Source organism: Streptomyces sp. NBC_00271 (assembly GCF_036178845.1).
In the GTDB taxonomy this organism is placed as follows: Bacteria; Actinomycetota; Actinomycetes; order Streptomycetales; family Streptomycetaceae; genus Streptomyces.
In genome coordinates this window covers 3,190,881-3,212,020 of record NZ_CP108070.1, presented here as the reverse complement: position 1 = coordinate 3,212,020, position 21,140 = coordinate 3,190,881, and the positions used below count along the sequence as shown (strand labels likewise).

Here is a 21,140-nt window from a genome sequence, read left to right as displayed (position 1 = left end):
TGCAGCGCGCGGGCCGGGGGACGGGCTCGCGATTTCCCGACCTCACCCCCTTCAAGCCCTCCCTCCCATCCGTACCGGTCGGTATGCTCGGCCAGGTCCGTGTGCCATCGCCGCCACCGTCCTCCGGGAGGACCCGTGTCCCGCACCTCCGGCGCCACCCCCGAGTCCCGCACCGCCCTGCGCGTCTGCCCCCTCTGCGAGGCCACCTGCGGGCTGACCCTCACCATCGAGGGCACCCGGGTCACCGGCGCCCGCGGCGACCGCGACGACGTCTTCAGCAAGGGGTTCATCTGCCCCAAGGGCGCCTCCTTCGGCGCCGCCGACGGCGACCCCGACCGGCTGCGTACCCCCCTCGTCCGCACGGACGGCGAACTGCGCGAGGCCACCTGGCAAGAGGCCTTCGACGCGATCGCGGCGGGCCTCGGCCCGATCGTCGAGCAGTACGGCCCGCACGCCCTCGGCATCGTCCTCGGCAACCCGAACGTGCACACCATGGCCGGCGCCCTCTACCCGCCCGTCCTGCTCACCGCGCTGCGCACCCACAACGTCTTCACCGCCTCCACGCTCGACCAGATGCCCAAACACGTCTCCAGCGGGCTGCTCTACGGCGACGCCAACGCGATCCCGGTCCCGGACCTCGACCACACCGACCACCTCCTCCTCATCGGCGCCAACCCCCTGGAATCCAACGGGAGTCTGTGCACCGCCCCCGACTTCCCCGGCAAGCTCAAGGCACTGCGCGCCCGCGGCGGCACCCTGACGGTCATCGACCCGCGCACCACCCGTACCGCCAAACTCGCCGACCGCCACGTGACCGTCCGCCCCGGCACCGACGCCCTGCTGCTCGCCGCGATGACACACGTCCTCTTCGAGGAGAAACTCGTCGACCTGCGCGACCTCGCCCCGCACGTCCAGGACGTCGAAGAGCTCGCCACCGCCGTACGGGACTTCACCCCCGAGGCCGCGAGCGAGGCCTGCGACGTGGACGCCGACACCATCCGCGCGCTCGCCCGCGAACTCGCCGCCGCCCCCACCGCCGCCGTCTACGGCCGCATCGGCAGCTGCACCGTCCCGCACGGCACCCTCGCCAGCTGGCTCGTCGACGTCCTCAACATCCTCACCGGCAACCTCGACCGCCCCGGCGGCGCCCTCTTCCCGCAGGCCGCCACCGACAAGACCCCCCGCCCCGCCGGACCCGGCCGCGGCTTCGCGCTCGGCCGCTGGCACAGCCGGGTGAGCCGCCACCCCGAGGCCAAGGGCGAACTCCCGCTCGCCGCACTCGCCGAGGAGATCGACACCGCCACACCCGAGGGCAACCCCGTCCGCGCCCTCATCGCCATCGCCGCCAACCCCGTCCTGTCGGCGCCCGACGGCAACCGCCTGGACAAGGCCCTCGACTCCCTCGACTTCATGATCAGCGTCGACCCGTACCTGAACGAGACCGCACGCCACGCCGACGTCGTGCTGCCGCCGCCCCCGCCCTCCCAGAGCGCCCACCACGACTTCGCCTTCAACACCCTCGCCGTACGCAACCAGGTCCGCTACAACCGCCCCGCCGTCCCCCTCGAACCGGGCCGCATGGCCGAGACCGAGATCCTCGCCCGGCTGGTGCTCGCCGCGACCGGCATGCACGGCACCGACCCGTCCGCCGTGGACGCCATGGTCATCGACTCCACCCTCGGCAAGGCCGTCCAGGACCCGCACGGCCCCGTCCACGAACGCGACCCGAAGGAACTCGCCACGCGGCTCACCGGCGAGAACGGACCCGAACGCAGGCTCGACATGATGCTGCGCCTCGGCCCGTACGGCGAGGGCTTCGGGGCTCGGCCCGACGGCCTGAGCCTGGAGAAACTGCTCGCCCACCCGCACGGCATCGACCTCGGACCGCTGCGCCCACGTCTGCCGCAGCCACTGAAGACGCGCAGCGGAAAGATCGAGTTGCTGCCGGCACCGATCGCCGACGATCTTCCCCGGCTGCGCGCGGCTCTGCGTGAGCGCCCGGCGGCGATCGTCCTCGTCGGCCGTCGCCATCTGCGCTCCAACAACAGCTGGATGCACAACGTCCCCGCCCTCACCGGCGGCACCAACCGCTGCACCCTGCACATCCACCCCGAGGACGCGGCACGCCTCGGCCTCGCCGACGGGGCGGCCGTGCGCGTCAAGGGCGCCGGGGGAGAAGTGGTCGCCCCGGCCGAGGTCACGGACGCCGTACGACGCGGGGTGGTGAGCCTGCCGCACGGCTGGGGACACGACCGCCCCGGCACCCGGATGAGCCATGCGGCCCTCGAACCGGGCGTCAACGTCAACCAGCTCCTCGACGGCTCGCTCCTCGACCCGCTGTCGGGTACGGCGGTGCTCAACGGGGTGCCGGTGGAGCTCGCAGCGTGCCCGTAGCGGGCCTCCGCTCACCGAGACAAGCCTGTGACCTGGAGTTTTGCGCTTATTGCTCGCGTGTCAACATCTTGTTAACGCAATCTTGCGCGACCTAACGTCATCGCACCGCCGTCCCTGGTGGGAGTTCAAGGGCGAACGTTAGGTAATCCAACTCATGCTGACCATCCTCGGCTTCACCATGATCGCGACCTTCCTGGTCCTGATCATGCTGAAGAAGATGTCGCCGATCGCGGCGCTCGTGCTGATCCCGGCACTCTTCTGTGTCTTCGTCGGAAAGGGCGCCAAGCTCGGTGACTACGTCATCGACGGCGTCACCAGCCTCGCCCCCACGGCGGCGATGCTGATGTTCGCGATCGTCTACTTCGGTGTGATGATCGACGTCGGTCTCTTCGACCCGATCGTCCGGGGGATCCTCAAGTTCTGCAAGGCCGACCCGCTGCGGATCGTGGTCGGCACGGCGGTCCTCGCCGCGATCGTCTCCCTGGACGGCGACGGCTCGACCACCTTCATGATCACGGTCTCGGCGATGTACCCGCTGTACAAGCGCCTCAAGATGAGCCTGGTCGTGATGACCGGCGTCGCCGCCATGGCCAACGGCGTCATGAACACGCTCCCCTGGGGCGGCCCCACGGCCCGCGCCGCGACCGCGCTGAAGCTCGACGCCAGCGACATCTTCGTCCCGATGATCCCGGCCCTCGCCGTCGGCCTGCTCGGCGTCCTCGCCCTCTCGTACGTCCTCGGACGCCGCGAGCGCAAGCGGCTCGGCGTGCTGACGCTGGACGACGTCCTGGAGCCGGAGACCGAGACGGTGCTCGTCGGCGCGGGTGCGGGCGCCTCCGGCGACGGTGACGGCACCGTTGCCGTCGCGAAGAAGGCGGCGCGCACGGGTGGTTCGGGCACCGGCACCGGCACCGGCTCCGACGCCGATCCGTCCGAAGCGGACGACGACTTCCAGGGTCTCGACCCCCACCGCGCCACCCTGCGCCCCAAGCTCTACTGGTTCAACGCGCTCCTCACGGTCACGCTGCTCACCGCCATGATCATGGAGTGGCTGCCGATCCCGGTCCTCTTCCTGCTCGGCGCCGCACTCGCGCTCACCGTCAACTTCCCCCACATGCCCGACCAGAAGGCCCGCCTCGGCGCCCATGCCGAGAACGTCCTCAACGTCTCCGGCATGGTCTTCGCCGCCGCCGTCTTCACCGGCGTCCTCCAGGGCACCGGCATGGTCGACCACATGTCCAAGTGGCTGGTCTCCAACATCCCCGACGGGATGGGCCCGCACATGGCCCTCGTCACCGGTGTCCTCAGCATCCCGCTCACCTACTTCATGTCGAACGACGGCTTCTACTTCGGCGTCCTCCCGGTCCTCGCCGAAGCGGGCCAGGCACACGGAGTCTCGTCCCTGGAGATCGCCCGCGCCTCGCTCGTCGGCCAGCCGCTGCACATGTCCAGCCCGCTGGTGCCCGCCGTATACGTCCTTGTCGGCATGGCGAAGGTCGAGTTCGGAGACCACACGAGGTTCGTGGTGAAGTGGGCGGCACTGACTTCGCTGGTGGTGTTGGGGGCGGGGATTCTGTTCGGCATCATCTGACGGACGGATGACGACTGACAGTTTCCGTTATCTGTTACCTGTCATCTGAAATCCGTCATCTGTTATCTGTCGGTCGATATCGGCCAGTCGATACCCGTCATCTGGCACCTGTTCTCTGCAATCCGTCATCTGTTATCCGTCATCGGATGGAGGGGTGTCCCCGTGGGGCCCGGTCGGAACCGCGGCTGGCTGCTGCGTCTCGTCATCGCCTTCGGCTTCGCGCAGGGGGCGGTGTCGATGGCCCGGCCCGCCGTCTCCTACCGGGCCCTTGCCCTGGGCGCCGACGAACGCGCCATCGGTGTCATCGCCGGCGTGTACGCCCTGTTGCCCCTCTTCGCCGCCGTACCGCTGGGCCGCCGTACCGACCACGGGCGTTGTGCCCCGCTGCTGCCCGTCGGAGTCGTCCTCATCGCGGGCGGTTGCGCGCTCAGCGGTACGGCGGACTCGCTGGGGGCGATGGCTGCCTGGAGCGGGGTGATGGGCCTGGGTCATCTCTGCTTCGTCATCGGTGCCCAGTCGATCGTGGCCCGGCAGTCCGCGCCGCACGAACAGGACCGCAACTTCGGCCATTTCACCATCGGCGCCTCCCTGGGGCAGCTGGTCGGGCCGATCGTTGCGGGCCTTTTGATCGGGGGTCCGGACAGGGCGGGCAGCAGCGCGCAGGCCCTGCTCGTGGCGGGTGCGCTCGCCGCGGTGTCGTTCACCTCGCTCTGGCGCATCGAGCACCGTACGCCCGCCGAGTCCCGTACGGCTCAGGGCGACCGTGTGCCCGTGCACCGCATTCTGCGTGCCCGGGGCGTACCCGCAGGAATCCTCATCAGCCTTTCCGTGCTGTCCGCGACGGACATCCTGACCGCGTATCTGCCCGTCGTCGGCGAGCACCGGGGCATCGCGCCGTCCGTGATCGGTCTGCTGCTCAGTCTGCGCGCGGCGGCGACCATCGCCTGCCGACTGGTCATGACGCCGATGCTGCGAGTGCTGGGCCGCGCGGCGCTGCTCACCGCGACCTGTCTGGTGGCCGGTGTGCTGTGCGCGGGCCTCGCGTTGCCCGTGCCGGTGTGGGCGCTGGCCGCGATGCTGCTGGTCCTCGGCTTCTGTCTGGGTGTCGGCCAGCCGCTGTCCATGACGACGGTCGTACAGGCCGCCCCGGACGAGGCCCGATCCACGGCCCTGGCCCTGCGGCTGACCGGCAACCGCCTGGGGCAGGTGGCCGCCCCGGCCGCGGCGGGACTGGTCGCCGGGGTCGCCGGTGTGGCCGCGCCGTTCGTGATGCTGGGCGCGCTGCTGGTGCTGTCCTCGGGGGTCGCGCTGCGCTCGCCGAGGAAGGCGCCGGCAGGCCGCGCCGAGCCCGTACGGCCCGCAGTGCCCCTGCGCCGCAAGAGCGACATCTGACCTTCCCGACCGGCCCGAAGAGGGTGCGATGACGTGTCTGTCGGGCCGGTAGGCGATCGTCCGTTTCCGCCGCGCCCGAACAGGGACGGGAACCGCGGCGGGAACCGACACGCCGGATCCCGCCGGGTGTCTTCCCCCGGGTGGTCGCGGTCCGTTAACTTCCGTGACTCATACGTCCCTTGCGGCCCGCTCGGGGCGTCTCGACCGCGGAGCGACAGCGCCCTTTGAGCCCCCGGGGGCACCCTTCATGACACGCGCCATCTCCCTGCACCAGGTCAGCAAGTCGTATACGCGCGGTGTCCGCGTGGTGGAGCGGCTGTCGCTGGACATCCGGCCGGGCGAGTTCCTCGTCCTGCTCGGTCCCTCCGGCTGCGGCAAGTCGACCGTGCTCAGGATGATCGCCGGCCTGGAGAACGCCACCGAGGGCGAGGTACGCCTCGACGGTGAGGACGCGGGCGATCTGCCGCCGTCCGAGCGGGACATGGCGATGGTCTTCCAGAACTTCGCCCTCTACCCGAGCATGACGGGCCGCGACAACATCGGCTTCCCGTTGCGCATCGAGACCCCCGGCGAGGACCCGCGTCCGCGGGTCGACGCCACCGCCCGGATGCTCGGCATCGAGGACCTCCTCGACCGTTTCCCCCACCAACTGTCGGGCGGCGAGCGCCAGCGCGTGGCCATGGGCCGTGCGATCGCCCGCCACCCTTCCGCCTTCCTGATGGACGAGCCGCTCTCCAACCTCGACGCCAAGCTCCGCAACCACCTGCGCGCCGAGATCGCCTCGCTCACCCGGGAGTTGGGCGTCACCACCGTGTACGTCACCCACGACCAGGCCGAGGCGCTGTCGCTCGGCGACCGGGTCGCCATCCTGCGTGGCGGCGTCCTCCAGCAACTGGACACACCCCGTTCGGTCTACGCGCTGCCCGCGAACGTCTTCGTCGCCGCCTTCATCGGCACCCCGCGCATCAATCTGCTGCGCGGCCTGGTGCGGGCCCCGCTCGACGGGGCCATGTCGATCAGCCTCGGAAAGCAGTATCTGCCGTTGCGCGAGCCCTGGTCGGTGGATCAGCGGTTGCTGCGGGTGCAGCAGGGCCGCGAGGTCATCGTCGGGCTGCGTTCCGAGGCCGTCCGCCTGGCCAAGCCGTCGGAGGCCCGGCCGGGCGAGGTGGCGATCAGCGGTCTCGTGGAGCATGTGGAGTTCCAGGGGCACGAGGTGCTCGTCCACTTCAACACCGGCTCGCGGCCCGCGTTCGTCCCGGATCTGGAGGCACCGCGCCCGGTCCGCCCGGTCAGGCGCCGCCGTCGCCAGGGCTCGCTCCTCGACCGTCTCCGGGACCGCCGGGCCGGTCTGCGGGCCGGCCGGGTGGTCGACCTCGACGACCCCGCCGACGTGGGTCCCGCGCGCGACGACGAGATACCGCCGGAGGGCCGGCTCCCCGGCGACCTGGTGGTGCGCACCACCCCCGACTTCGACCTCCGTCACGGCATGCAGGTGCCCCTCCTCGTCGACCTCGCCCATCTGTTCGTCTTCGACCAGCACGGCGAACGCATCTGCCCCGCTCCGGCGCGGCTGCCGGACCTGGACGAGTGAGGTGAGCAGGGTGAGTCGCGGGAAGACGTCTGGCGCCTGAAAACTAACACCGCTAGTTTGTGGGTCGGACGACGCCGCGAGGCGGACGGCACGCCCCCGCCCGGGAGGAACACGATGAAGGCACATGACGGCATGTACATCGACGGTGCCTGGCGCCCCGCCGCCGGGACGGACACCATCGAGGTCGTGAACCCGGTGGACGAACAGGTTCTCGGCCGGGTTCCGGCGGGCACGGCCGAGGACGTCGACACCGCCGTACGGGCCGCCCGCGCCGCCTTCCCCGCCTGGGCCGCGACCCCGCCCGCCGAGCGGGCCGCGCGGCTCGGTGCCCTGCGTGACGTCCTCACCGCACGCAAGGACGAGATCGCCGAGACGGTCACGGCGGAGCTCGGCTCCCCGCTGTCCTTCTCGCAGGCGGTCCACGCGGCCGTACCGATCCTGGTCGCGGGCTCGTACGCCGAACTGGCGGCCACCTACGCCTTCGAGGAGAAGGTCGGCAACTCGACCGTCTACCAGGAGCCGATCGGTGTGGTCGGCGCGATCACGCCCTGGAACTACCCGCTGCACCAGATCGTCGCCAAAGTCGCCCCCGCGCTCGCGGCGGGCTGCACGGTCGTCCTGAAGCCCGCCGAGGACACCCCGCTCACCGCCCAGCTGTTCGCCGAGGCGGTCGCGGAGGCGGCCGTCCCGGCGGGCGTCTTCAACCTCGTCACCGGCCTCGGCCTGGTCGCGGGCCAGGCCCTCGCCGAACACCCGGACGTGGACCTGGTCTCCTTCACGGGCTCCACGGCGGTGGGGCGGCGGATCGGAGCGACGGCCGGTGCGGCCGTCAAGCGGGTCGCCCTCGAACTCGGCGGCAAGTCCGCCAACGTCATCCTGCCGAGCGCCGACCTCGCCAAGGCCGTCAACGTCGGCGTCGCCAACGTGATGTCCAACTCCGGTCAGACGTGCAGCGCCTGGACCCGCATGCTCGTGCACGCCGCGCGGTACGAGGAGGCGGTCGAACTCGCCGCGACCGCCGCGGCGAAGTACGGAGACCGCATCGGCCCGGTCGTCAACGCCAAGCAGCAGGCGAGGGTACGCGGATACATCGACAAGGGCGTCGCCGAGGGCGCCCGGCTCGTCGCGGGCGGCCCGGAATCCCCGCGTGAGCAGGGGTACTTCGTCCAGCCGACCGTCTTCGCGGACGTCACACCGGAGATGACGATCGCGCAGGAGGAGATCTTCGGCCCGGTGCTGTCGATGATCCCGTACGAGGACGAGGAGGACGCCGTCCGGATCGCCAACGGCACGGTGTACGGGCTCGCGGGCGCGGTCTGGGCGGGTGACGAGACCGAGGCGGTCGCCTTCGCGCGACGGCTCGACACCGGGCAGGTCGACATCAACGGTGGCCGGTTCAACCCCAGTGCCCCGTTCGGCGGTTACAAGCAGTCGGGGGTCGGACGGGAACTGGGCGCGCACGGCCTGTCCGAGTACCTCCAGACGAAGTCCCTCCAGTTCTGACCCGTTCCACTCCACTCCACTCCATTCCAGTCAGTCCCAGAGTTCTGGGCCGAGGAGCTTCTACGTGGTTCGCGCTGCCGTACTTCCCGCCGTGGGCGCCCCCCTGGAGATCGCCGAGATCGACCTCCCGGCGCCCGGTCCCGGCCAGGTCCGCGTCCGGCTGGCCGCCGCCGGGGTCTGCCACTCCGACCTCTCGCTGTCCGACGGCACCATGCGGGTGCCCGTCCCCGCCGTCCTCGGCCACGAGGGTGCCGGGACCGTCGTCTCCGTCGGGGAGGGCGTGACGGGTGTCGCGCCCGGCGACGGAGTCGTCCTCAACTGGGCGCCCTCCTGCGGAAGTTGCCACGCCTGCTCGCTGGGGGAGGTGTGGCTGTGCGCCAACGCGCTGACCGGCGCGGGGGACGTGTACGCGCGGCGCGCCTCCGACGGGAGCGACCTCCATCCCGGCCTGAACGTCGCCGCGTTCGCCGAGGAGACCGTCGTGGCCGCCGGCTGCGTACTCCCCGTCCCGGACGGCATCCCCCTCACCGACGCCGCCCTCCTCGGCTGCGCCGTCCTCACCGGTTACGGCGCCGTCCACCACTCGGCGCGGGTCCGTGCCGGTGAGAGCGTCGCCGTGTTCGGGGTGGGCGGGGTCGGGCTCGCGGCGCTCCAGGCGGCGCGGATCGCGGGCGCGTCGCAGGTCATCGCGGTGGACATCTCTGCGGAGAAGGAGTCACTGGCACGCGAGGCCGGTGCCACGCACTACGTCGTCGCCTCCGACACCACCGCCCGCGAGATCCGCTCCCTCACCGGCAAGCAGGGTGTCGACGTCGCCGTCGAGTGTGTGGGCCGTGCCGTGACCATTCGCGCGGCCTGGGACTCCACCCGCCGCGGCGGACGTACGACGGTCGTCGGTATCGGTGGCAAGGACCAGCACGTCACCTTCAACGCGTTGGAGATCTTCCACTGGGGCCGTACGCTGTCCGGCTGCGTGTACGGCAACTCCGACCCCGGGCGGGATCTGCCGGTGCTGGCGGAGCATGTACGGGCGGGGCGTCTGGATCTGGGGATGCTGGTGACCGAGCGAATCGGGCTGGACGGGATCGCGGGGGCGTTCGAGAACATGGTGGCGGGGAAGGGCGGACGAGCGCTGGTGGTGTTCTAGGCCCTGTCGTCACATTCCCGTCTGCCCCGCGACGCCATGCACGCCCTCTCGCCGCACCGGGCACAGACCCAAGTACATCCAGTACGAGGGCCTGTGCCCGGCACGCCGAGAGTACGCACCTGACGCCGCAGGGCCCGCCCTCCGGGCGGACGACGGGAATGTGACGACAGGACCTAGCCCCGGGTGGCTTGGTTGTCCGCGGGTGTGTGGGGGCCGGCCGTGAGGTTCCCCGCGTCGCTGAAAGCCTTGGACCGGGGGCGGGAGCGGGACACCGCGACCCCGGCCAGGCACAGTGCGCCGCCCGCGAGCGTGAGCAGCGCCGGTACCTCGTCGAGGAACAGCCAGGACATCGCGACGACGAGCGCGGGCACCGCGTAGGTCGTCGCGCCCATCCGGCTCGCGGTGGTCCGGGCCAGCGCGTACGCCCAGGTCGTGAACGCCAGCGCGGTCGGGAAGACGCCCAGGTAGAGCACGTTGAGGGTGGCGGTGGCGGGCGCGTCCGCCACGTCGTGGACGAGTTGCCCCGCGAACGGCAGGCACGCCACCGTCCCGACCAGACATCCGAACGTGGTCACCTGGAGGGCGCTCGCCCGCCCGAGCGCCGGCTTCTGCGCGACGACCCCCGCCGCGTAGCCGACGGCGGCGAGCAGACACAGGACCACCCCGAGCACCGAGGACCCGCCCTCGCCGGACATCGACAGCCCCACCGCGACCGCCCCCGCGAACGACACCGCCATGCCCGCGAGCAGCCGCGGCGGCATCGCGTCGCCGAGCAGCCGGGAGCCGAGCAGCGCGATGAGGATGGGGCCGATGTTCACGACCAGTGCCGCCGTGCCGGCGTCCACCTGCTGCTCACCCCAGTTGAGCACCACCATGTAGAAGCCGAACCAGAGCAGGCCGGATATCGCGATCCCGCGCCAGGCCGCGCGCGGCGGCCACCCCTCGCCGCGTACGAGACAGAAGGCGCCCAGCGCGACGGATCCCGCCAGCAGCCGCCCGAGTGCCAGCGCGCCCGGCGAGTACGCCGCGCCCGCGCTGCGGATCGACACGAAGGCGGAGGCCCACAGCACGACCGTGACGGTCGCGGCGCCCGCGGCGAGCAGGTCCGCGCGACGGGCGGACGCGGGGGAGGTGGCGTTCATCATGGTCCCGAGGCTAGGTGGGGTACGGGGCAGGGGGCTCGCGGATTTCGGACGCCGCGGTGGGACATGGCTGCTCAGCGGAGTGCCGTCGCCTCGATGCCCAGGAGTTCCGCGAAGGCGCGCTCGCCGTCGGGCGTGACCTTGACCGCGCGCTCCGAGCCGATCCGTACGCACCAGTGGGCGTCCAGGGCGTGGCGGCACAGGGCCGCGCCGGCGGTACCCGCGAGGTGGGGGCGGCGTTCGGTCCAGTCGAGGCAGCCGCGGGTGAGGGGGCGTCGGCCGGTGCGGTTCAGGTCGATGCCCGCCTCGTCGAACCATCGCAGGCCCGCGTCCGTGAGCGCGAACCCGGTGTCCTGGCGGAGCAGGCCGCGGTGGGTGAGGGCGTCGGTGAGGGTGATGCCGAGGCGGCCCGCGAGGTGGTCGTAGCACGTGCGGGCGCGGGCCATCGCGGAGCCCGTGCCGGCTTCCCGCAGGGTGCGGGGGCGTCGGGTGGTGTCGGGTGCGACCTGGGCGGCGAGGTCCTCGACGAGTTGGGCGACGTGGGGGTTCGCGAGCCGTAGGTAGCGGTGTCGGCCCTGTCGTTCCTCGGTGAGCAGGCCGCCTGCGACGAGCTTGCCCAGGTGTTCGCTGGCCGTCGAGGGGGCGACGTGGGCGTGCCTGGCCAGTTCACCCGCGGTCCAGGCGCGGCCGTCGAGCAGGGTGAGCAGGAAGGTGGCGCGGGTCTCGTCCGCGAACATTGCCGCCAGCGCGGCGAGTCCCGGTGCGACCGGATCCGTCGACCTCGTCATGCCTCTCATCATCCGCCCTCGACCGTTCGGCCCCGGCCGAACGGTCTCCGGGCCTCGGGGGTTCTTCGGCCGCGGGCGGGTGGGGGCTGGTCGCGCAGTTCCCCGCGCCCCTGGGTCGGGGCTCCGCCCCGGATTTCCCGCCTGTTCCGAGTCGCTCGGCCGCGGGCGGGTGGGGGCTGGTCGCGCAGTTCCCCGCGCCCCTGAAGCGGGGGCTTCGCCCCGCATCCCCCGCCCGCCCGACACTCTTCGGCCGGCGGCCAGCCCCCACTCACCCGCAGCCAACAAACCCACCCGTCCGCCTCGGCGCCGTCAGCCGTCGGCCGTCACCCTTGCGAACTGCTCCGTCAGTCCGTCCAGCAATGCCCCGAGCCCCACCTCGAAGGCTCGCTCGTCCACCTTCTCCTGCTGCTCGGCGAGCAGGTGGGCCTGCCCGAGGTGGGGATAGTCGGCGGGGTCGTACGCGCTCTCGTCGTCGACGAAGCCTCCGGCGAAGGACCCGAGGGCGGAGCCCATGATGAAGTAGCGCATCAGGGCGCCGATCGACGTGGCCTGGGCCGGTGGCCAGCCGGCGTCGACCATCGCGCCGAAGACGGCGTCCGCGAGGCGCAGTCCGGCGGGTCGGCGCCCGGGACCGCGGGCGAGGACCGGGACGATGTTCGGGTGGTCGCGCAGCGCCGCCCGGTAGGACACGGCCCAGTCGTGCAGGGCGGTACGCCACTCCCGCCCGTCCTCGAACATCGACAGGTCGACCTGCGCGCTCACGGAGTCCGCGACCGCTTCCAGGATCTGGTCCTTGGTGCGGAAGTGGTTGTAGAGGGAGGGCCCGCTCACACCCAGTTCGGCGGCGAGCCGCCGTGTGGAGACGGCGGCCAGACCCTCCGCGTCCACCAGGGCCCGTGCCGTGTCGACGATCCGGTCGGTGCTCAGGAGGGGCTTGCGCGGTCGGGCCATGGCGCACATAGTAGGGCTGCGGACTTAAACTAGCAGTGCTAATTTAGCTTTTCGAATGTACGGCTTTCAAATGGGGTGACCGTCATGAACCTGGAGCTCAGCGAGGAGCAGACCGCCGTCCGGCAACTCGCCAAGGACTTCGTGGACCGCGAGATCGCCCCTCATGTCGTCGAGTGGGACCGCGCGGAGGAGGTCGACCGCTCGCTCGTGAAGAAGCTCGGCGAGGTCGGCTTCCTCGGGCTCACCGTCGACGAGGAGTACGGCGGCAGCGGCGGCGACCACCTCGCGTACTGCCTCGTGACGGAGGAACTGGGCCGCGGTGACTCCTCCGTACGCGGCATCGTCTCCGTCTCGCTCGGTCTGGTCGCCAAGACGATCGCGTACTGGGGGAGCGAGGAGCAGAAGCGGCAGTGGCTGCCGGGGCTGACCTCCGGCGCGTACGTGGGCTGCTTCGGCCTCACCGAACCCGGCACCGGATCGGACGCGGGCAACCTGACGACGAAGGCCGTACGCGACGGCGACGACTACGTCATCAACGGCACCAAGATGTTCATCACCAACGGGACCTGGGCCGACGTCGTCCTGCTCTTCGCCCGCTCCACCGACGCGCCCGGCCACAAGGGCGTCTCCGCCTTCCTCGTGCCGACCGACACCCCCGGCCTGAGCCGCCGCACCATCCACGGCAAGCTCGGCCTGCGCGGCCAGGCCACCGCCGAACTCGTCCTGGAAGACGTACGCGTACCCGCGAGCGCCATGCTGGCGCCCGAGGGCAAGGGGTTCTCCGTGGCCATGTCCGCCCTGGCCAAGGGGCGGATGTCGGTCGCCGCCGGGTGCGTCGGCATCGCCCAGGCGGCCCTGGACGTCGCCGTGCGGTACGCGACCGAGCGGGAGCAGTTCGGGAAGACCATCGCGCACCACCAGCTCGTCCAGGAACTGATCAGCGACATCGCCGTCGACGTGGACGCGGCACGGCTGCTGACCTGGCGGGTCGCCGATCTCGTCGACCGCGGACTGCCCTTCGCCACGGAGTCGTCGAAGGCCAAGCTCTTCGCCTCCGAGGCCGCCGTGCGCGCCGCGAACAACGCACTCCAGGTCTTCGGCGGCTACGGCTACATCGACGAGTACCCGGCGGGCAAGCTGCTGCGCGACGCCCGCGTGATGACCCTCTACGAAGGCACCAGTCAGATACAGAAGCTGGTCATCGGGCGTGCGCTGACCGGGGTTTCCGCCTTCTGAGGCCGACCGGGGTCTCCGTCCTCTGTCTGAGTACGCCCGCACGCGGCGCTGAGTACGTGGGCGGATGCGGCGCCGGTCGCGTCCGCCGACCCTTGTCCCCATGAGTGAGACACCCGTCAAGCATCAGAACACGGCGGCCTTCTACGGGCAGGCCGTGGCCTCCTTCTCCGTCGCCATGGTGGCGACCGCCGTCGGTATCTACAAGCTGCACGCCGACGCCTGGGTGCGAGCCTTTCTGGCCATCGCCGTCCTCTATCTGGTGACGTCGTCCTTCACGCTGGCCAAGGTGATCCGGGACCGTCAGGACGCGGGCGCTGAGCGGGCACGCTAAGCGCCCGCTCAGCTTCGGCGGTATGGTGTACCTCCTGTCAGCGAGAGGGGCGAACCAGCGATGAGTACGGCGGAGGAGACGGCCGGCGGCGAGATGCAGCCGTGGGCCGAGGTCACCCCGGACGCGGCCCGGCGGCTGCTCGTCGCCGCCGTGGAGGCCTTCGCCGAGCGCGGGTACCACGCGACGACGACCCGGGACATCGCGGGCCGCGCGGGCATGAGCCCCGCCGCGCTGTACATCCACTACAAGACCAAGGAAGAGCTGCTCCACCGCATCAGCCGGATCGGGCACGACAAGGCGCTCGACATCGTGCGCAGCGCGGCGCAGGGCGGCGGCGGCGCCGCCGAGCGGCTCACCGACGCCGTGCGGTCCTTCGTACGGTGGCACGCCGGGCAGCACACCACCGCGCGGGTCGTGCAGTACGAGCTGGAAGCCCTCGGGCCCGAGGCGCGGGCGGAGATCGTCGCGCTGCGACGGCAGACCGACGCGGCCGTGCGCGGCATCATCGCCGACGGCGTGGCGGCGGGCGACTTCGACGTGCCGGACGTGCCGGGCACCACGCTCGCCGTGCTCTCCCTCTGCATCGACGTGGCCCGCTGGTTCAACGTCGACGGGCCCCGTACGCCCGACGAGGTCGGCGCGCTCTACGCCGACCTCGTGCTGCGTATGGTCGGGGCCAAGAAGTAGCGGCCCCGGGGCGGGTGGGGGCGCTCAGAGGTAGTAGCGCGACACCGACTCGGCCACGCACACCGGCTTGTCGCCGCCCTCGCGCTCCACGGTGAAGGCCACGGAGACCTGGACACCGCCGGTCACGTCCTCGACGCCGGTGATCTGCGCGGTGGCGCGCAGCCGTGAGCCGACCGGTACGGGGGCGGGGAAACGGACCTTGTTCGTCCCGTAGTTGACGCCCATCTTCACGCCTTCGACCTTGATCAGCTGCGGGCCGAAGAGCGGGAGCAGCGACAGGGTGAGGTAACCGTGCGCGATCGTCGTGCCGAAGGGGCCGGTCGCGGCCTTCTCGGGGTCGATGTGGATCCACTGGTGGTCGCCGGTCGCCTCCGCGAAGAGGTCGATCCGCTTCTGCTCGATCTCGACCCAGTCGCTGTACCCCAGCTGTTCGCCCACCGCGGCCCGCAGTTCGTCGACCGTCGCGAACGTCCTCGGCTCTGCCATCTTCCCGACCTCCCACGTCTCCATGTCTAAGCAACTGCTTAGCATGGTCGGGTACGGGGCGCATGTCAACGGACCGGACGTGTGACGAAGTAGGTGGGGCGGGTGACGAAGTAGGTAGGGTTGGAGGGGTGCCCCAGATCCCCGAGAAGATCCACGAGCTGACCGTCGGCCAGCTGTCGGCCCGCAGTGGCGCCGCCGTCTCCGCCCTGCACTTCTACGAGTCCAAGGGCCTGATCAGCAGCCGTCGCACCACCGGCAACCAGCGCCGCTACCACCGTGACGCGCTGCGTCGTGTCGCCTTCGTCCGGGCCGCCCAACGCGTCGGCATCCCCCTCGCCACCATCCGCGAGGCGCTCGCCGAACTCCCCGAGGAGCGCACCCCGACGCGCGAGGACTGGGCCCGGCTGTCGGAGGCCTGGCGTTCCGAACTCGACGAGCGGATCAAGCAGTTGAGCCGACTCCGGGATCACCTGACCGACTGCATCGGGTGCGGTTGTCTGTCCCTGGAGAACTGCGTGCTGTCCAACCCGGACGACGTCTTCGGCGAGCGCCAGGCGGGCTCCCGGCTCATGGTGGAGCGCGTCACCGCGCGGCCGAAGCCGCAGCGGTCACAAGGGGCGCAGGAGTCGCAGCGCGCGGCCGAGGAGTGCTGCTGAGGGCACCCCTCGGCCCGCCCCGTGGCCGGGCGGAGGGGTGCCCTTCGGTCTGCCTCCGTGGCCGGGCGGAACCGCGGCTCCCGCGCCGCGACCGCCCGGACCCGTCACTCGTACTCCGTGCCGCCCTTGCGCGTCAGATACGCCGGGCTGACCGCCTTCGCGATGGCCCGGCCGCCGGCCACCGGGCTGTAGCGCTCGACGGCAGGGCGTATCACGACGCCCTCCCGCAGATGCAGGGCGCGCCCGGACACGGTCTCCCGGCCCGAGGCGACCTCCAGGACGCGGCCGATGTCGTACGGGCCCTCGTACAGCCGTGGCACCAGCGGCAGTTCGCCGTCGAGGAGCGCGGCCGCGTCCAGCCAGTGGACCTCGCCGGCGATCTCGGCGGACACGTCGAACACGGCGTAGCCGAGGGACTCGCGGCGGCCGTCGGCGCCGTACGACAGGTCCTGCACGCCCGCCCCGTACACCTCGCCGAAGATGCCGACCCGGCGGGCGCCGAGCCGTTCGGCGAGCCGGGCCGCGGCCGCCGCGACGCCGTGCGCGTGGACGGCACGCCAGTACAGATTGCGGGAATCCTCCTTGAGGGCGAGGGACTTGGCGCCGAAACCCTTGGAGGAGACGTACGCGCGGTCCTGGTCGGCGAGGTAGGTCAGTAGGCAGGCCGAGCCGTGCAGCTTCTCCGTCAGGACGACGTTCTCGCCCGGCGCGAAGATGTCCGGGTACCGCTGGATGTTCTCGATGTCGACCCAGGGCAGCAGATCGGGCGCGGACTCGACGTCGCCGTTCATGGTGGGCGGGATCGGCGGCACCCACTTGACGATGCCGAGCGCCTCGGCGAAGTCGGTGTCGTCCGCGGCGGCCCGCGCCAGGTCGACGTCGGCCAGCGCCTTCGGGCGGCAGACGATGCCCTGCGACAGCTCACCGCGCAGGCGTACGGCCTTGACGTGGTCCGAGCCGGGGCCCGCGAGGCGTCCGGTCAGGCCCAGCTCCTCGATGAGCGTGATGGGCAGCACGGACTGCTCGGGGATGTAGACGGCACTCTCGCCGGTGCGGTAGGCGCCCTTGGCGACGACGGCTCGGTACAGCCCCACCTGGGCCAGTTCGAGCGCGTCAGCGTTCGGATGCTCGTGGACGGTCAGCACTTCGGCGGTGACGCGCAGCGTCGACATCGGGACTCCTCGGATTCCGCGGGTACCTCAACGGGGTTTCATCGAGCCCAACTGTCCCGAGGAGAAAGCGGTGGAGCGAGCGGATTTGCGGCTGCTAGCGTCGGCCCACCGGGTGTCCTCAGTTGCGCCCCCGTCGAGATCAGCGCCCCGAAGGGGCGCGGGGAACTGCGCGCCCAGCCACGGACGATCCCGCAGCCGACGACTCACCCGCAGTTCCCGTAACCCGGTCGGCCCCGAGCCCTACCCCGACCGCCGACCGTCGACCCCTGCACCCGCCCCCCGTTCAACCCGGCGGAGCGCTCACACGGAGACGAGCAACCGCCCGCGCCTGGCCTCCGCCAGCGCCTCGGGCGTGAGGACGGGCCGCGGTACGACGATTCCGCAACCCGTGCAGACGGGACCCGACGACGGTTCGTGGGCCAGGTCGTACTTCCAGGTGAGGCGCTCATCGGTGCAGACCGGGCAGACCGTGCCGGGCTCGCGCTCCAGCGCGGCGATCAGCCGGCGCAGCACCTCGGCCAGTGATTCGTGGGGGTGGATCCGCGGATCGTCGCACCACGCGACGCCGAATCCGCCCCAGGTCAGCCGATGCCAGTCGTCCACGCTGCCCGGCCGGCGCAGTCCGTCGTGCTTCTCCTTCTTGCGGCGCTCGGCGAACTCGACCTCGTAGGCGAGCCAGACGGAGCGGGCCTCCTCCAACTCGTCCAGTGCGGCCACGAGCCGCGCTGGATCGGGGGACCGGTCCTCGGGGCCGAACCCGGCCCGGGAGCAGAGATGGTCCCAGGTCGCCCGATGTCCGTAAGGGGCAAACCTCTCCAGGCACTTGCGCAGTGAATAGCGTCGCAGTGCCAGATCATTCCTCGGATCTCGCACCTGTCTCGCCAGACTCCGAAAACCCGCCATCGCCCTGCACCTCCGTCACACCTGCACCTGTACTTCGGTCACTTCGGCGTTGCCGTCCCAGGGACGTCGCCGAGTAGACGTATCGACACGCGATTCGGCTCCATCCAATTTCCGACGAGCGCCATAAGTCACCGGCCGAACTCCCTCCGGCCTACCTCCCCTCGCTGTCAGTCACCTGTTGAAAAGCCCGTGGGCCGGGATGAGCGGTGTCGCCGGATTCGCATGGCCCGTCGATCTCTAAACGGCTCGTGACCTCTGAACAGCTCAGTGATCGTTGAAAAGTTGACGCATGTTCATCTTCCAACTCGGGGATACCGGCGGTAACGTCCGGCCCACCCCCGTCGGTAGGAGCAGCCATGCCACGACGCACCCCACGCACCGCACCCGACAGACAGAGAACTCCCCGCAGATTCCCCAAGTTCCTGGGGGCGGCATCCATCTGTGCTCTCATAGCCGCCCTGCTGTCCCCGCTGACCCAGGCGACGGCCGCCGACAGCACGACCGCGCTCGCCGCCAACGACTACTGCGGCGGCCAGTGTTCCGACATCCTCCCGCCCGGTCAGAACGGCAACGCCACCCTCGCCCAGATCCTCCTCAACCAGGCCTTCGGCATCCAGCCCGACCACGCCGAGGACCAGCTCGGCCCCTACAACAACCTGGCCTCGGGTGCCGCCACGCTCACCGACGCCAAGATCAACGACTTCTTCAACGACGCGTCCTTCGGGGTCGCCTCCGACCAGGTCGCCTCCACCACCGCGCCCGGCGGCCGCACCGACGTGACGATCGTCCGCGACAAGAAGACCGGTGTGCCGCACATCACCGGCACCACCCGCTACGGCACCGAGTACGGCGCCGGGTACGCCGCCGCCCAGGACCGGCTGTGGCTGATGGACGTCTTCCGGCACGTCGGCCGCGGCCAGCTGACCTCCTTCGCAGGCGGGGCCCCCTCCAACCAGGGTCTGGAGCAGGAGTTCTGGCGCAACGCGCCCTACACCGAGGCCGATCTGCAGACCCAGATCGACAACGCCATCGCGAACAACGGCGCCCGCGGCCAGCAGGCCCTCGCCGACGCCAACGCCTACATCGACGGCATCAACGCCTACATCGACGCCTCCGACAGCGGCCGCTACTTCCCCGGTGAGTACGTCCTGACCGGCCACAAGGACTCCATCACCAACGCCGGCACCATCGACCACTTCAAGATCACCGACCTGGTCGCGCTGGCCTCCGTCATCGGCTCGCTCTTCGGCTCCGGAGGTGGCGGCGAGGTCAACAACGCCCTCTCGCTGCTGGCCGCCCAGTCCAAGTACGGCGTGACCGAGGGCACGAAGGTCTGGGAGTCCTTCCGCGAGCGGAACGACCCCGAGGCGGTGCTCACCGTCCACAACGGCGAGAGCTTCCCGTACGCCTCGAAGCCCGACACCGCGCAGGGCGAGGCCCTGCCGGACGCCGGCTCGGTGGCCCAGGAGCCGCTGGTCTACGACCGCACCGGCAGCGCGGCCACCGCCACCGCCACCAGCGCCTCGGCGACGGCGGCCGCCACCACCCTCACCTCCGCGAAGCGCGGGATGTCCAACGCCCTCGTGGTGAGCGGGAAGTACACCGCCAGCGGCCACCCCATCGCCGTCTTCGGGCCGCAGACCGGCTACTTCGCGCCACAGCTCCTCATGCTCCAGGAGATCCAGGGGCCGGGCCTCAGCGCGCGCGGCGCCTCCTTCGCGGGCCTGAGCATGTACGTCGAACTCGGCCGCGGCCAGGACTACTCCTGGAGCGCGACGACCTCCGGCCAGGACATCATCGACACCTACGCCGTCGAGCTGTGCCAGGACGACTACCACTACCTGTACCACGGCACCTGCACCGCCATGGACAAGGTCGAGCGGACCAACTCCTGGAAGCCCACCACGGCCGACGGCACCGCGGCGGGCTCGTACCGCATGCAGGTCTACCGGACCAAGTACGGTCCCGTGGAGTACCGCGCGACGGTCGGCGGCAAGAAGGTCGCCTACACGACCCTGCGCTCCTCCTACATGCACGAGGCCGACTCGATCATCGGCTTCCAGATGCTCAACGACCCGGACTACGTGAAGAGCCCGGGGACGTTCCAGAGCGCGGTGCAGCACATCAACTACACCTTCAACTGGTTCTACGCCGACTCCTCGCACACCGCGTACTACAACAGCGGTGACAACCCGGTGCGGGCGACCGGCGTCGACGCCGAGTTCCCGGTCTGGGCGCAGGCCGCGTACGAGTGGCAGAACTGGAACCCGACGACGAACACCGCCTCGTACACCCCGCCGTCCGCGCACCCCAACTCCATCGACCAGGACTACTACATCTCCTGGAACAACAAGCAGGCCAAGGACTACACCACGGCCCCCTGGGGCGACGGTTCCGTGCACCGCGGGAACCTCCTGGAGGACCGGGTGAAGAAGCTGGTCGCCGCGGGCGGGGTGACCAGGTCCTCGCTCACCAAGGCGATGGCCGACGCCGCGCTGGCCGATCTGCGGGCCGAGGACGTGCTGCCGAAGCTGCTGAAGGTCATCAACAGTTCGACGGTCACGGACACCACGGCCGCGGCGGCGGTGACCAAGCTGTCCGACTGGGTGACGGCCGGCGCCAAGCGCAAGGAGACCTCGGCCGGTTCGAAGGTCTACGCCAACGCCGACGCCATCCGCATCCTGGACGCCTGGTGGCCGCTGCTGGTGAAGGCCGAGTTCCAACCCGGTCTCGGCACCGACCTGTACACGGCCTTCTCCAACAACCTGCCCATCGACGAGTCCCCGTCGGCCGCGCACGGCCCGACCGGCGCGCACGCCGGAAGCTCCTTCCAGTACGGCTGGTGGAGCTATGTCGACAAGGACATCCGGGCGGTCCTCGGTGAGTCGGTGCAGGGCGGACTGTCGCAGAAGTACTGCGGCGGTGGCAGCCTCAGCGCCTGCCGGGACGCCCTGATCAGCACACTCAAGACGGCGGCGGGCCTGACGGCCGCCCAGGTCTACCCGGGCGACGACCAGTGCTCGGCGGGCGACCAGTGGTGTGCCGACTCGATCGTCCAGCGGACGCTCGGCGGTATCAAGCACGGCAAGATCACCTGGCAGAACCGGCCGACCTACCAGCAGGTGGTGGAGTACACGTCGCACCGGTGACCCCGGAGCGCGTCACGGACT

Annotated in this window: 17 protein-coding genes; 11 read left to right on the top strand and 6 right to left on the bottom strand. The window is 70.9% G+C overall.

Annotated features, from left to right (window positions below):
• The first annotated feature begins 135 nt into the window (after window positions 1-135).
• From OG798_RS15070 to OG798_RS15045, 6 genes are all read left to right on the top strand, one after another.
• Window positions 136-2,394 (top strand): molybdopterin oxidoreductase family protein, encoded by a 2,259-nt coding sequence (locus OG798_RS15070; protein WP_267061378.1) that lies wholly within the window; start codon window positions 136-138, stop codon window positions 2,392-2,394.
• Between the two features lie 154 nt (window positions 2,395-2,548).
• Window positions 2,549-3,985: a CitMHS family transporter gene (locus OG798_RS15065; protein WP_267061377.1), complete on the top strand. Its 1,437-nt coding sequence runs from the start codon at window positions 2,549-2,551 to the stop codon at window positions 3,983-3,985.
• Window positions 3,986-4,147: 162 nt separating this feature from the next.
• Entirely contained in the window at window positions 4,148-5,377 is a 1,230-nt protein-coding gene (locus OG798_RS15060) for an MFS transporter (RefSeq protein ID WP_121416614.1), read from the top strand.
• Window positions 5,378-5,624: 247 nt separating this feature from the next.
• Window positions 5,625-6,968 (top strand): ABC transporter ATP-binding protein, encoded by a 1,344-nt coding sequence (locus OG798_RS15055; RefSeq protein WP_121416615.1) that lies wholly within the window; start codon window positions 5,625-5,627, stop codon window positions 6,966-6,968.
• 114 nt (window positions 6,969-7,082) lie between these two features.
• Entirely contained in the window at window positions 7,083-8,471 is a 1,389-nt protein-coding gene (locus OG798_RS15050) for an aldehyde dehydrogenase family protein (protein ID WP_328757195.1), read from the top strand.
• Window positions 8,472-8,535: 64 nt separating this feature from the next.
• On the top strand, window positions 8,536-9,618 hold the full coding sequence (locus OG798_RS15045) for a Zn-dependent alcohol dehydrogenase (protein ID WP_267061374.1): 1,083 nt from the start codon (window positions 8,536-8,538) through the stop codon (window positions 9,616-9,618).
• 173 nt (window positions 9,619-9,791) lie between these two features.
• Here OG798_RS15045 and OG798_RS15040 read toward each other — a convergent pair whose 3' ends face one another.
• The 3 genes from OG798_RS15040 to OG798_RS15030 form a co-directional block, all read right to left on the bottom strand.
• Window positions 9,792-10,760 (bottom strand): DMT family transporter, encoded by a 969-nt coding sequence (locus OG798_RS15040; RefSeq protein WP_121416617.1) that lies wholly within the window; start codon window positions 10,758-10,760, stop codon window positions 9,792-9,794.
• A 74-nt stretch (window positions 10,761-10,834) separates the two neighbouring features.
• Window positions 10,835-11,548 carry an ArsR/SmtB family transcription factor gene (locus OG798_RS15035; RefSeq protein ID WP_413253530.1) on the bottom strand — a complete coding sequence of 238 codons (714 nt, stop codon included), beginning with the start codon at window positions 11,546-11,548 and terminating at the stop codon, window positions 10,835-10,837.
• 309 nt (window positions 11,549-11,857) lie between these two features.
• Entirely contained in the window at window positions 11,858-12,499 is a 642-nt protein-coding gene (locus OG798_RS15030; RefSeq protein ID WP_328757194.1) for a TetR/AcrR family transcriptional regulator, read from the bottom strand.
• Between the two features lie 84 nt (window positions 12,500-12,583).
• Here OG798_RS15030 and OG798_RS15025 point away from each other — a divergent pair, with 84 nt between their 5' ends.
• The 3 genes from OG798_RS15025 (at window position 12,584) to OG798_RS15015 (ending at window position 14,753) form a co-directional block, all read left to right on the top strand.
• On the top strand, window positions 12,584-13,735 hold the full coding sequence (locus OG798_RS15025) for an acyl-CoA dehydrogenase family protein (protein WP_267061371.1): 1,152 nt from the start codon (window positions 12,584-12,586) through the stop codon (window positions 13,733-13,735).
• Window positions 13,736-13,835: 100 nt separating this feature from the next.
• Complete coding sequence (locus tag OG798_RS15020) at window positions 13,836-14,066, top strand: YiaA/YiaB family inner membrane protein (RefSeq protein ID WP_067365118.1); 231 nt, start codon at window positions 13,836-13,838, stop codon at window positions 14,064-14,066.
• Window positions 14,067-14,126: 60 nt separating this feature from the next.
• Window positions 14,127-14,753: a TetR/AcrR family transcriptional regulator gene (locus OG798_RS15015; protein ID WP_095855519.1), complete on the top strand. Its 627-nt coding sequence runs from the start codon at window positions 14,127-14,129 to the stop codon at window positions 14,751-14,753.
• 24 nt (window positions 14,754-14,777) lie between these two features.
• Here OG798_RS15015 and OG798_RS15010 read toward each other — a convergent pair whose 3' ends face one another.
• Window positions 14,778-15,239, bottom strand: a complete 462-nt coding sequence (locus OG798_RS15010) for a MaoC family dehydratase (protein ID WP_095858187.1) — start codon at window positions 15,237-15,239, stop codon at window positions 14,778-14,780.
• A gap of 128 nt (window positions 15,240-15,367) precedes the next feature.
• Between OG798_RS15010 and soxR the strand changes: the two genes are divergently transcribed.
• Complete coding sequence (gene soxR, locus OG798_RS15005; protein WP_095855520.1) at window positions 15,368-15,895, top strand: redox-sensitive transcriptional activator SoxR; 528 nt, start codon at window positions 15,368-15,370, stop codon at window positions 15,893-15,895.
• A 104-nt stretch (window positions 15,896-15,999) separates the two neighbouring features.
• On the opposite strand, the gene OG798_RS15000 is transcribed toward soxR, so the two are convergent.
• Window positions 16,000-17,067 (bottom strand): RNA ligase (ATP), encoded by a 1,068-nt coding sequence (locus tag OG798_RS15000; protein ID WP_328757193.1) that lies wholly within the window; start codon window positions 17,065-17,067, stop codon window positions 16,000-16,002.
• 300 nt (window positions 17,068-17,367) lie between these two features.
• Window positions 17,368-17,970 carry a hypothetical protein gene (locus OG798_RS14995; RefSeq protein ID WP_095855522.1) on the bottom strand — a complete coding sequence of 201 codons (603 nt, stop codon included), beginning with the start codon at window positions 17,968-17,970 and terminating at the stop codon, window positions 17,368-17,370.
• 356 nt (window positions 17,971-18,326) lie between these two features.
• Between OG798_RS14995 and OG798_RS14990 the strand changes: the two genes are divergently transcribed.
• Window positions 18,327-21,119 (top strand): penicillin acylase family protein, encoded by a 2,793-nt coding sequence (locus OG798_RS14990; RefSeq protein ID WP_121416620.1) that lies wholly within the window; start codon window positions 18,327-18,329, stop codon window positions 21,117-21,119.
• Window positions 21,120-21,140 lie beyond the last annotated feature (21 nt).